The sequence below is a fragment of the Brakhagea slesvicensis genome, from assembly GCF_052161625.1.
Lineage (GTDB): Bacteria > Planctomycetota > Planctomycetia > Pirellulales > Pirellulaceae > JBKCUI01.
Genome location: NZ_CP197412.1, coordinates 793,368 through 805,645 on the forward strand (window position 1 = coordinate 793,368; position 12,278 = coordinate 805,645).

The window sequence follows — 12,278 nt, forward strand, 5'->3', positions numbered from 1 at the left end:
AGAACAAAATCATGAATCGACCCAACTTCCCATTCGAACAAGCCCTGCAGCAGGAGACGCGACGTCACTTCTTCGAACGATGCGGTATTGGAGTCGGCGCACTCGCGCTCCAGCAACTGCTTGCTCAATCCGGTTTAGGGGCCGGTTTAGGGGCCGCATTGGAGAGCAACCCGCTCGCACCGAAGAATCCGCATTTCGCGCCGAAGGCCAAGCGAGTTATCTTTTTGTTCATGGCGGGTGGACCGTCGCAGCTGGACATGCTCGACTACAAACCGGCACTCAACAAATTGAATGGGCAACCGATTCCGCAGAGCTATGTGGAGGGGAAGCGGTTCGCGTTCATGGATAGCAGTCACCGCATCAATTTGCTTGGCACGCGTAGAACGTTTGCTCAGTATGGCGAAACCGGTTCATGGGTTAGCGATCTGCTTCCGCACACGGCGAAGATTGTGGACGATCTCACCTTTATCCGCACGTGCAAAACCGACTTGTTCAATCATGCTCCTGCCAAACTGTTCATGAACGCGGGGACGGGGCAATTCGGTCGCCCCAGCATGGGGGCTTGGTTGACGTATGGGCTGGGAAGCGAGTGCAATGACCTGCCAGGGTTCGTCGTATTGCAAAGCGGTCCGCGCGGGCCGCGAGGAGGAGCGATTCTCTGGGGAAGCGGCATGTTGCCATCGACCTATCAAGGAGTCCCGTTGCGCAATAAGGGTGAGCCGATCTTGAACTTGACCACACCCGAGCAAGTCACCGAGGAGAAGCAAATCGAAGTGATTCGTGCGGTCGGCGAACTCAACGCGATGCGGTTCACCAAAACGGGTGACGACGAAATTGCAACGCGAATCAACGCGTATGAGATGGCGTATCGGATGCAATCCAGCGCGCCGGATTTGATGGATACTTCGGATGAGACGCAGGAGACCCTCGATTTGTATGGGATTCGGGATCCAAAGGAGTCGACGTTCGCGAGGAATTGTTTGTTGGCCCGGCGGTTGGCAGAACGAGGAGTGCGTTTCATCCAGCTTTATCACACCAATTGGGACCATCACGGAGGTCCAACTGAGAATTTGGAAAAGCATTTGCCGGAAATTAGCAAGGAGATCGATCAACCCTGCGCGGGGCTCGTTCAAGACTTGCAGCGTCGCGGGCTCCTGGAAGACACCATTGTGATTTGGGGTGGAGAGTTCGGACGGACACCGATGGGAGAAGTTCGGGAGTCGACGGGCAGAAACCATCACATCGACGCGTTCACCATGTGGTTCGCAGGGGGTGGCTTTAAGCCAGGTGTAAGCTATGGAGAGACAGACGAATTCGGATTTGGTCCCGTCGATCAGTCCGTGCATGTGCGCGATATCCATGCGACTATTTTGCATTTGCTGGGGCTGCATCACGAACGGCTCACGGTCCGTTCTCAAGGCCTCGATTTCCGCTTGACCGGCGTCCTCCCCGCTCGCGTTGTGAAAGAAGTATTGGCGTAGTTGCACTCCATTCCTTCACGAAATCTTCCAAGTGTCCATCGGCACGACAGGCTGACGTGGTATGCGCTCTTCCTACCCAGAACCCAAAACAGCGCACAGCCCACGCAGCATTAAACAAACTAATCTCCAGTCATTCCGGGGTGTGCCAATATGCAACAATCACCCCTGGATAAGTATTTTTTTTGATAGTCAAGTCTGGCATTTAAAAAAACAACTACTTAAACGCTTGAAAAACGATCGAAAAATGCTGCACAGATCCTGCACGGGCGCGTAAACTCTCTAAATATCCCTCGTTAGGGGCGTCGGAATCCCCCACAAGAGCGTGGGGGTCGTTGGGTTGGTGAAATCATTTTTTGTGAAGGGGAACGTATGTTACAGAGGCGTAAAGGCTTCACGCTCGTTGAATTGTTGGTCGTTATCGCGATCATCGGTATTTTGGTTGGATTGCTGTTGCCAGCAGTCCAAGCTGCACGGGAAGCGGCTCGCCGCATGAGTTGCAGCAACAACATGAAGCAGTTGTCGCTATCGATGCACAACTACGAGAGCTCCTTTAAGAAGGTCTCGCGCTTGGCGACTTGGGTCGACAAGGGGCTTGGAATGCAGCAGTCGAACTGGAATGGTTATTCGGCACACGTCGGGATTCTCCCGTTCATCGAGCAGAACAATCTTTTCCAACAGTTCACTTTCACCCTCTATCACTACGACAACCCTGTTCCTGCACCAGCAGGTGTCAGCGTTACGCCGTTGATCTTGGGTCGAACCCCGATTCCAGCGTTCCTCTGCCCATCGGATCGTCCTTACCCATCGGCGGCGGAATTGGGTCAGAACAACTACGGCTGGAGCGAAGGCTCCAACGTGGGTTGGAACACGGCAGCCGGCAACCAAAACGGTTTCTATAAGCGAAATATGGATACCAAGTTTGGGGACATCACCGATGGTCTTTCGAACACCATCATGATGGCAGAATTCGTGAAGGGTGATGCGACGACGGCTGTTCTCACCAACATGGGTGACTTTGCACGAAACATTCCGCTGCCGTTTGCAATGCGTCCAACGCAAGCTCAGTTGGATGCTTATGGTGCATTGACCGCAGCTGCCGGTGCGACTCACCGTGCGGATGCAGGGTTCCGATGGACCGCTCCAGGATTCTACAACACGGCGATCAACACCGTCGCACCACCAAACTGGCGATTCCCTGCCGGTATGGCTTGCGATGGTTGCGGTCAAGGTGACTCATCCGGAGTTTTCCCAGCGCGAAGCCGCCACACCGGAGGCGTTATGCACGCTCTCGGCGACGGTTCGGTAACGTTCATCAGCAACAGTGTTGATCTCATCACCTACCAAGCGCTGGGAACAGCAATCGGTGGCGATGTGGCTGGCGAATACTAAGAGCCCTTGGTAGTTTATTAAATCATCCCTCTGGGCTCCATTCATCGGGTCCAGAGGGTTTTTACTTTCGGAACTGCGTTTTAGAGATTTAGGAATTCAATCGTGTTGCGAAATTTGCTTCTAGGAACGTTGGTCCTTGGTGCGGTAGCGGGTTGCGGTGGTGGCGGAAACGTCGAGTATTCTCAAGTGATCGAGGGAGTTCCGACCGAAGGCATTGATCAATTGCGAGTCATGCTTGAAGAAACCGCTGCCAACGGCAAACCATTAGGAAGTGGTGCCGTCGTTTACCAACGACAGCTGAACATGCTGAGTACAACCGACATGGAAAAGGCGAAGGCGCTGCAGCCTTACATGGATGAACTCATGGGACTTACGGATCCTGCAAAGATCAAAGCGAAGGCCAAAGAGTTTCTTTCGAAGCTGTAATCGCATCCGTGATTAGAGCATCATGAGTCTGCTCTCTCCTCGAGGATGCTCCCTGCTTAAAAGCAGAGCCTCCATCAAAGCGCTGCCTCTCTAAGGGCAGTGCACCTGTAAAAAAAGAGTACCGATGCAAGGGTGGCATTCGTTCCAAACGATGCCACCCTTTTTCGCATCGCTATCCCGTCTCCAACCGGTTCTCCCCGCGCGCATCCTCATTCAACAAGTCTATGGGAAAGTCCCACAAGCCTTCCAAATCCAAACGCGCGCCCAACGTGGCTCCAAACTCCAAGCGGACGCGGCTCTGGGTTTTGCTCGGGTTTCTGTTCGTCTTGGTCACCCTGTTTTTCGCTTGGGGAGGCATCCCCCGCATACTCCACTCGTCGGCTGTCGTCGCTTTACAGAAACACGATCTCGATCAAGCCGCTCGGTGGCTCGAGTCGCTCGATCGCATTCGACTGGCCAATGGAGAGACCGCGTTCCTTCAAGCGAGGCTTGCTCGGAAACGCGGGGATCTCGATACCATGGCAGCCCATCTAAAGGTCGCTTTCGATCGCAAGTTCGACTCGAAGCGACTGAATCGAGAGCAGCTCCTCGCCTTGGCGAGTCTCGGGCGGCTCGAAAGTTCGACCGAATCGACCTTGAAAAGTTGGATCAAGGAACAGGATGGCGATCTAAGCGAAGTACTTGATGCATACACTACTGGGCTCACGATTCTTTCGCGATTTCCCGAAGCCGTCGAGCTGATCGAAATCTGGGAAGAGGAATGCCCTTGGGAGCCCCTGGTGCATTACAAGATGGGCAGGATTCATGAGCACCTTTTTCAAAACGAACCTGCCGAAGAAGAGTATCGCAAGTCCGTCGCGAAAGACCCAAGCTTCATTCAAGGGTGGTTCAGCTTGGGGAGACTACTCCTACATGTCCGCAAACCAGCTGATGCGATCGAGGCATTGAAGAAATGTGTTCAAGCTAAATCCAGGCTTGCGGCCAACACCACCATCGCTCAATGCGAGAAAGCGTTGGGGAACGTCGAACAAGCGAAGGAGATTCTTTTGAATGTCATGCAACATTCCGTGGAGGAAATTCGCGAGTCGTATCGTTCTGTCGACGATGTCCCAGAGCGATTCATCGCTGCGTCGGAGTTGGGCGGGATTGAAACCGAACTAGGTGAATACGAATCAGCAAAGAAGCATTTGGAGATGGCTCTCGATTATTTCCCGCTCGATTCCATCGGTCGCTATTCCTACGCGGTGGCATTGCGAGGTCTAGGAGAGCGAGACAAGGCCGAAGAGAACTTTGACATCGTGAAGAAATCACGAGCTGAGTTGGATCAAGTTACTCAGTTGCAGGAAAGAATCGGGATGAATCCCAAAGACACCGACGCTCGGATTCAAGTCGGGAAGATCATTCTTAAAAACGAGTCGGAGAAGACCGGCGTGTACTGGATCAAGAGCGTCTTTTCGTATGATGTACGCAACGAGGCCGCGCACGGTGCATTAGCGGACTATTACCAATCCAAGCTCGGTAGCGATCCGGCATACAAGCAACTCTATGAGTACCACCAAAAATTTGTTAAGAAGCCCGCATCGGTCCAAAACTAGTCCTGCTGGTTTCGCGAAGTATCTCCTGTTTGTCCCCTTCGTCGTTCCCTTGGGATGCACGCCAAGCGAGAAAACGGATCTCTCATCCAGCTTGCCGAAGCGATCGGACGTGGCAAAGAGTCCCGACCAGGCGGGCCCAGTCCACTTCGAAGATACGACAACGGAGCTCGGTCTCCACCACGTTTATGATAACGGCGAGGACTCAAATCTCTATGTGTACTTAGAGTCGGTCGGGAGCGGAGTCGCCGCCGTCGATTTCGATTTGGATGGTTGGCCTGATCTGTTCTTTCCAGGGGGTGGCAAGCTACCCACCGTGGGTCAGATTGTGGGGTTGCCAGGAGCGGCATGGCGGAACCGATTCGGCGAAAAGATGGTCCAGATCACAGAGGAATCTTCGCTGGGTGTGAGCAAGCATTACACGATGGGTGCCCAAGCAGCCGACTTCAATTCTGATGGGTTCCCCGATTTGCTCATCACAGGTTACGGAGGGGTCCTGCTCATGATGAACCAAGGGGATGGAACGTTTATCGATGTGACGGAGAACTCCGGTGTAGATGCTTCGTTATGGTGCACGAGCGCAGCCTTCGCTGATTTTAACCGTGACGGAATTCTCGATTTGTTTGTCGCCCAGTACATCGATTGGTCATGGGAAAACAATCCGGAATGCAAGTCGACAGCAGGTGTTCGCGATATTTGCCCACCGGCTGCATTCAAGGGGCTGAACGATCGCATGTACTTTGGAAAGGGTGATGGCTCCTTTCAAGACGCCAGTGACCGGCTCGATGCAACAGCGAAAGGCAAAGGGCTTGGTGTGCTCGCAGGAGATTTCGATCAAGACTCTTGGGTGGATGTTTACGTGGCGAACGATACAACAAACAATCTTTATTATCAGAATCTCACGGAAGGGAAGTTTGAAGAGGTCGGTGTATCGAGTGGTTCGGCGCTCGACGAACGGGGACTTCCGACGGGGAGTATGGGCGTCGCGACGCTCGACTACGACAACGATTTAAAGCCCGACATTTGGGTTTGCAATTACGAACACGAATCCTTCGCCCTATACAAGAACGAAGGGAATAGTGTTTATCGCGGCGTGAGTTCCTCGGCCGGTCTTACTGCACTTGGGACAATGTTCGTCGCCTTCGGAACGGCGACCGCTGACTTCGATTGCGACGGTGACGAAGACATTGCAGTCACCAACGGTCACGTTCTCCGGCATCCCCCCGGGAACTTGGTTGAACAGCTGCCTCTTTTTCTTTCGAACAACGGCAAAGGGAAGCTGATACGGCAGGAATTCAGTCCCGATTCCTACTTCAGCAAAAAATGGCGGGGGCGAGGTATGGTCGCTGCGGATATGGATCAAGACGGCGACCTCGACTTGATCGTCTCTCATGTGAATCAACCTTCAGCGGTGCTTGAGAATACAACGCAACACAGCTCTCGATGGCTGCAGATCGAACTGAAGGGGACTCGCTCGAATCGAGATGCCATCGGCAGCCAAGTCGTGTTGGTAACCGACAAGGCGAAACGACTCCGATTGGTTTGTGGGGGCGGGAGCTATCAAAGTCAAGGGCCGTACAGTTTGCACTTTGGAATCCCGAGCGGAGAAGAGATTCAATACGCAGAAATTAGTTGGCCCGACGGACAAAAACAACGCGTCGAAGGATTGCTTCCCAACCAGAAGCACGTACTGATCGAGCCGCAGATCGCTTCGATATCCGCTGACGCGAATTGAAAGGCAGGCGTAGGGCCCAGGCGACGGCGTTCAACGCCGTTGACAAATGTCGAACCGTCGTCTCGCCAGCTTCCTTTGTAAAACCGTCGTCCTCGACGGTTTCGTAGTAGAACCGTCGTCCTCGACGGTTTGTGCGTGAGGAAGATACGCAGCGTGGCTTAAGGACATCCCTAGGTAGTTGTGCTTCCCGTTCTTCGAACGGGGTTCTTGGTTCTTGGTTCTTGGAGCGAGGAGTATCAACCGCAGTGCGCTAGTACGCCCTTGACAGAGAGAGCCGGTATCCCCCCGCCCGATCACCGTTCGCATAACGGTCAAGAACGATAGGTACCTACCTAGGACGTTCACTAGCTACGCCAACTTCTTTCTTCAGGCGAAAACAGTCGAGGACGACTGTTCGACGATAAAAACAGTCGAGGACGACTGTTCGACATTGGACGACTGCTAGGCGCTGGCGGGGATTAAGGCTTTGCGGAGCCAGCTGAATCGCCGTCCGAACCATGACTTTGCGTCATCGAGAAGCGAATACATGACAGGAGTCGCGACCAAACTCAAGACCAGCGACAGGGCTTGCCCGCCGATAATAACCTTGGCCATACTCGCCCTCGCGCTCGCCCCAGGGCCTTGCCCCAGCGCGATGGGAATCATCGCGGCCATCAACATGACAGTCGTCATGAGAATAGGCCGAAGCCGGGTGTAGTTGGCTTCCAAAATCGCTTGCTCTCGCGGCATCCCCCTGTCTCGCAACTCGTTGGTCTTGTCGACTTGCAAAATCCCATTCTTCTTCACGATTCCAATCAACATAAACAACCCGAACATCGCATAGAGATCGAGAGGAGTCTGAAACAGGAGGAGGGACAGCAAACCAAAAGGAATGGTCACGGGGAGGCCCGACAAGATGCTGACGGGGTGAACCCAACTTTCGAACTGAGCAGCTAAGATCAAGTACATGAACGTGACGCTGAGCCCGAGTGCGACCATGAAGTAATAAGCCGTCTCGCCCAGCATTTCAGCCTGTCCGCCGTATACGATTCCATATTCCGGTGGGAGATTCATCTCGGCAATGCACTGATTGGCGAACCGAACGGCCTCGTTGAGCGAGACACCGTCGGGATGGGCCATGATGGTCACGGTCCGTTGTCGATTCAATCGATCGATCTGATTGGGGCCCTGCTTTTCGTTCAAACTAGCCAAACTGCCGAGTTCCACCAACCCGACGGTTGGGGAGGGAATCGCCAGCGCCAGCAGATCCTTCGAGTCGCTTCGGAATTGGTGATCGGCGCGAAGCCAAACATCGTATTGCTCGATTCCGTCTTTGAAGCTCGATACGATTTGGCCACCGACGAGAACGTTGAGCGAATTGGCGATCGTTTGAACGGGAATCCCCAAATCCATGGCCCGTTCACGGTCGATATCGACCTGCAACTCCGGCTTGCGCATCGAGAGCGTGGAATCGATGTCCACCAATCCCGGGAGGTTGCTGAGTTTCTCCCGCAATTGCTCTGCATATTCGGCTAGTTTCTCTACCTCAGGGCCTTGCAAACTAATTTGGAAGATTCGGTTGTCCCCATTGGGCCCGCCGCCGAGGGCCGAAACGTCCGAAACGGCCGTTCTGAGATCCGGGTATTCCATGAGGATCTCGCGCACCCGATCCATCATCCCAAACTGGCTGTACTCGCGATCTTCTAACTCCACAAGTCTCAAATAAATCGAGCCTCGCGTCACATCCCCTTGCCCTTTTGCCGATCCGCTCTGACCGATCGAAACAAAGCGATGCACCACACCTGGCAATTTGGCAAGACGATCCTCGATCTCTCGAACGACGGCGTCGGTCCGCTCCAGCGTATAGCCTTCGGGAGTGATGAAGCTGACTTGTAGCTCGCTCTGATCGTCTCGTGGGATCATGTTGACCCCCAAATTCATCGCGATCGGAACAGTCGAGATAACCACCAGCACCGAAAGCAACATGGTCAACCAGCGATGCCGCATCGACCATCGCAGAACCCATCCGTAAAACGTCTCCACCAAACGGTAGACCCATCCTGATTTCGACTGCGCACCATGCCCGCTTTCCAGCTTCAAGAATCGGGAACAAAGCATCGGCGTCAGCGTAAAGGAGACGAACAGGCTCATCACGATCGCGAAGGCAACAGTCAAACCAAAGCTGCTAAAGAATCTTCCCACCATCCCTCCCATGAAGGCGACGGGAACGAAAATCACGACGAGGGAGAGACTGGTCGCAAGGACCGCGAGAGATATTTCCTTTGTCCCGATAATCGATGCACGCATGGCATCCAGTCCATTTTCCTCCATGTGCCGGAAGATGTTTTCGTGGACCACGACCGCGTCGTCGATCACGATTCCGATCGCCATGATCAGACCGAGCATGGTGATGTTATTGAGAGTGAATCCCATGAACTGCATGAACAGAAACGTCGGGACGATCGAAGTCGGGATCGCCAGCGTCGCGATGATGGTTGTTCGCCAGTCCCGAATGAACAATAGGATGGTCACGGCTACCAAGCCGGCGGCCAGGAGCAAATGGAACTTGACCTCTTCCATCGATACGCGAATGAATCGAGATTGATCCTGCGTGATCTCAACGCGAATATCGCTCGGCAAAGTCTTCTTGATCCGTCCCAAACGTTCCTGGATCGCATCGGAGATGGCGACGGTGTTCGTCCCTGATTGTTTTTGAACAAACAGGCTCACAGCGTTCTGGCCATCCAGTCGACTGAGGCCTCGAGGTTCTTCGATCGAATCCTCGGCGTGGCCGATGTCTCGAATCCGAATGGGATAGCCATTGCGGTTCGCGACGATCAAGTCGTTGAATTTATCGGACTGCGAAACGCGCCCCAGCGTGCGCAACACCATCTCCTTCGCACCTTGGTCAACGATTCCACCTGGAACTTCGAGATTCTGGGCGACGAGGGATCGGCGAACTTCTTCGACCGATATCCCATAAGCACGCAATCGGTCCGTGTCGATGCGCACATTGATCGCGCGACTTCGACCGCCGGTGAGGAACACATTTCCTACCCCAGGGACGGTTTGAAGCATCTCCTGAACCTGCCGCTTGGCGATCTCGGTGACTTCACGAATGTCGCGATTGCCTGAAACTCCGAGGGTGATAATCGGTGCTGCGTCGAGGTCGAACTTGTTGACCAAGGGTGTTTCCATACCTTCGGGCAATGATCGCGAAATCGACGAGACTTTGTCGCGAGCCTCCTGCGCTCCGACGTCTCCGTTCTTCTCTAGGACAAAACGGACTACTACGGTCGTGCTACCCTCGCGGGTGGTCGATCGCAGTTCATCAATACCAGCGATCGTATTGAGAGCCTCCTCCAAAGGTTTTGTAACCGAGCTCTCCATTTCCTCGGCACTTGCACCAGGAAGGGATGCCGAGATCGAGATGACAGGAAAATCAACTTTGGGGAAAAGGTCAACACCTAGCTCCATGTACGACACGATGCCAAGCACGACAGGAATGAGGACCAGCACCCAAGTAAAAACGGGACGCCGAATACATAAGTCGGAGATGCTCATTCGCGATTCTCCTCAGACGAGCTCTTCGGTGCATGCGCCTGTTTCGATTGGCTGAGGCTGTTTCGCTCGACGACAGTTATCCCGTCCGAGAGGAGCCGTTGACCGCTGGTGGCGACCCTCGCGTTGGCAGGTAGATCGGGGCTTGCGATTTCGATCCAATCGGAAGTTTGTTCTCCAAGGGTCACGCGAACTTCTTTGGCAATATTTCCCTCGATCACGAAGATCTTTTGAATGCCAGCGAGCGAGTAAAGGCTCGATGGAGGGACGGTTTTTGCGATTTCCTTTTCCCCTACCAAGATTTGCGCTTTGGCGAACCCGCCGGGTTTGCAGAGTCCGGAATCGTTTGGGACAGTCACTTCGACTTGAAAGGTCCGGGTATTCCGCTCGATGGAAGGGCTGAGGTTGGTGACGACCCCATGTTCGGGATTGGTGGTGGAAGCGATTTGCACGACAACCGATTGCCCGATCGCAATCTTCGCGGCGTTGGATTCAGGGACTGACAATCGCAACTTAAGCGATTTTCCTAGGACGAGGCGGAAGACCTCTGTCCCGGGTCGCAGCAAGGTCCCTTCCGTGACCATCCGTTCGGAGATGGTGTAGAAGAGTTCGTCGGGATTGTCCTGCAACGTGGGGATCGGAACGCGGATCTCGCAATCTGAAAGTCGTTGTTGGGCGATTTCAAGATCCGCGGCGCGAAGACGAGCCGTTGCGGCAGCGGCATTGGCGAGCAAAACTTGATTCTTCCATTCCGATTCCATCACCTTCGCGTCCGACTTCGCTTGTTCTAGGTCTTCCACGCTGATGGCGTTGCTTGCTTGCAACGGCAGCATTCGGATCAGCCTGGATTGGGCCAGCTCGAAGCGGAGCTTGGCAGAAACAACACTTGGGAGGGAACTGACGTCGACATCTGGAGATGGAACGGACTTGAATCCCCATTTGGCTAACTCCGTTTGCAAACTCCTTTCGGCTTGCTCCAATGCCAAACGAAAATCGGTCGAGTCAATCTCGAGGAGGACATCGCCTGGTTTCACCACCGCACCCAGATCGAAATGGATCTTGGTAACCCTCCCTTCCAGTTTTGAACTGAGAGCGAGCTCTTCGAATCCGAAGAGGGTCCCCACGGCTTGTACCGATCGCTGAACGTCTTGCAGCACGACAGGTGCGCTCGTAACGACAACGGCGTCGCTAGGAATGTCCGCAGAGTCTTTCGGACCCAGTTGGAGCGAGTGGGATCCACCACCGTGCCCCTGCAACAAAAAGCGTCCTGCAATAAAACTGGCAGCGAGGGTTCCGATCCAAATCCAAGTGGAATAGGAACGCCGCGGCGCGATGGGAACAGCAGTGGACTGCGTCATGTTGGATCGAATACCAGTGTGGGCCAACCCGTAGGGGCGATCAGGGATAAGCCAAAGGGAAAAGGAAGGTTTGTCTCGATCGGCAGCGCTAGGGAGACTCGAGTTGTTTGACTTGCGCTGATGCTTGTCGGGCTATTTTGCGGAACAGGACTAAGAGGATTTCCTGCTCGTCGGGGGTGAGTGCGGAAAGGAGCGCGGAATGGAATTGATGCTTCATGCCGTGGGCAAAGTCGTAGGCGCGGCGTCCCTCTAGGGTCAAGTCGACATTCACCACTCGGCGATCCGATTCCGAACGCGTTCGCTGGACGTAGCCTCGTTGCTCCAGGGAATCGACGATTGGAGTCATCGAATTCACCGCCAATCCCAAATGCTCCGCGAGGGCTCGCATCATTTGAGGCCCCGATTCTCCGAGATATTCGATCACGACAAAATCGTGATGCCCCAGATTCATATGCGGGTTGCTCGCGGCCGCAGCATGCAAGGATTGAAAATGTTTGAAAATTTCGCGGATGCTCCGTTCAAAATCGGAGATCCGCGTCTCCAGTTCCGTTTGTTCCATTAGCTACTTGTCCCGAATAGTTCGAAGCCAGAACTATCTAAACACTAGAATGATTCGTTCACCGAGTCAAGCGAACGTCGAACAAAAACCGAAGAAGGGCTTGAGTGGACTAGACAGATGCACTTGTTGGATTGCGATTCGCCCGACCTGACTTGGAAGGTATAGTATCACTCCCCGTCACACCGGCGCAGCAACGCC

General features: G+C 54.0%; 8 protein-coding genes. 5 read left to right on the forward strand and 3 right to left on the reverse strand.

Annotation, left to right across the window (positions count from 1 at the left end):
* Window positions 1-11 precede the first annotated feature (11 nt).
* The 5 genes from SH467x_RS03095 to SH467x_RS03115 all read left to right on the forward strand — a co-directional run bounded on the left by SH467x_RS03095 (window position 12) and on the right by SH467x_RS03115 (window position 6,623).
* Window positions 12-1,481 carry a DUF1501 domain-containing protein gene (locus SH467x_RS03095; protein WP_482369831.1) on the forward strand — a complete coding sequence of 490 codons (1,470 nt, stop codon included), beginning with the start codon at window positions 12-14 and terminating at the stop codon, window positions 1,479-1,481.
* Window positions 1,482-1,850: 369 nt separating this feature from the next.
* Complete coding sequence (locus tag SH467x_RS03100) at window positions 1,851-2,870, forward strand: DUF1559 domain-containing protein (protein WP_482369832.1); 1,020 nt, start codon at window positions 1,851-1,853, stop codon at window positions 2,868-2,870.
* 102 nt (window positions 2,871-2,972) lie between these two features.
* Window positions 2,973-3,296: a hypothetical protein gene (locus SH467x_RS03105; protein ID WP_482369833.1), complete on the forward strand. Its 324-nt coding sequence runs from the start codon at window positions 2,973-2,975 to the stop codon at window positions 3,294-3,296.
* Between the two features lie 224 nt (window positions 3,297-3,520).
* The gene (locus tag SH467x_RS03110; RefSeq protein ID WP_482369834.1) at window positions 3,521-4,891 is read left to right on the forward strand and encodes a tetratricopeptide repeat protein; all 1,371 of its coding nucleotides are present in this window, start codon (window positions 3,521-3,523) and stop codon (window positions 4,889-4,891) included.
* On the forward strand, window positions 4,842-6,623 hold the full coding sequence (locus SH467x_RS03115) for a CRTAC1 family protein (RefSeq protein ID WP_482369835.1): 1,782 nt from the start codon (window positions 4,842-4,844) through the stop codon (window positions 6,621-6,623). Before SH467x_RS03110 ends, SH467x_RS03115 begins: the two co-directional genes overlap by 50 nt.
* Window positions 6,624-7,064: 441 nt before the next feature.
* Here the strand turns inward: SH467x_RS03115 and SH467x_RS03120 are convergent, their stop codons facing one another.
* The 3 genes from SH467x_RS03120 to SH467x_RS03130 all read right to left on the reverse strand — a co-directional run bounded on the left by SH467x_RS03120 (window position 7,065) and on the right by SH467x_RS03130 (window position 12,080).
* Window positions 7,065-10,166: an efflux RND transporter permease subunit gene (locus tag SH467x_RS03120; protein WP_482369836.1), complete on the reverse strand. Its 3,102-nt coding sequence runs from the start codon at window positions 10,164-10,166 to the stop codon at window positions 7,065-7,067.
* Entirely contained in the window at window positions 10,163-11,521 is a 1,359-nt protein-coding gene (locus SH467x_RS03125) for an efflux RND transporter periplasmic adaptor subunit (protein WP_482369837.1), read from the reverse strand. Before SH467x_RS03125 ends, SH467x_RS03120 begins: the two co-directional genes overlap by 4 nt.
* Before the next feature lie 88 nt (window positions 11,522-11,609).
* Complete coding sequence (locus SH467x_RS03130) at window positions 11,610-12,080, reverse strand: MarR family winged helix-turn-helix transcriptional regulator (RefSeq protein WP_482369838.1); 471 nt, start codon at window positions 12,078-12,080, stop codon at window positions 11,610-11,612.
* Between the last annotated feature and the right edge of the window lie 198 nt (window positions 12,081-12,278).

What these genes read in the sequence shown, in the direction of transcription:
- SH467x_RS03115 (WP_482369835.1), top strand. Translation starts at nt 4,842, where the DNA reads ATGAGTACCACCAAAAATTTGTTAAGAAGCCCGCATCGGTCCAAAACT.
- SH467x_RS03130 (WP_482369838.1), bottom strand. Translation starts at nt 12,080, where the DNA reads ATGGAACAAACGGAACTGGAGACGCGGATCTCCGATTTTGAACGGAGC.
- SH467x_RS03120 (WP_482369836.1), bottom strand. Translation starts at nt 10,166, where the DNA reads ATGAGCATCTCCGACTTATGTATTCGGCGTCCCGTTTTTACTTGGGTG.
- SH467x_RS03110 (WP_482369834.1), top strand. Translation starts at nt 3,521, where the DNA reads ATGGGAAAGTCCCACAAGCCTTCCAAATCCAAACGCGCGCCCAACGTG.
- SH467x_RS03100 (WP_482369832.1), top strand. Translation starts at nt 1,851, where the DNA reads ATGTTACAGAGGCGTAAAGGCTTCACGCTCGTTGAATTGTTGGTCGTT.
- SH467x_RS03095 (WP_482369831.1), top strand. Translation starts at nt 12, where the DNA reads ATGAATCGACCCAACTTCCCATTCGAACAAGCCCTGCAGCAGGAGACG.
- SH467x_RS03125 (WP_482369837.1), bottom strand. Translation starts at nt 11,521, where the DNA reads ATGACGCAGTCCACTGCTGTTCCCATCGCGCCGCGGCGTTCCTATTCC.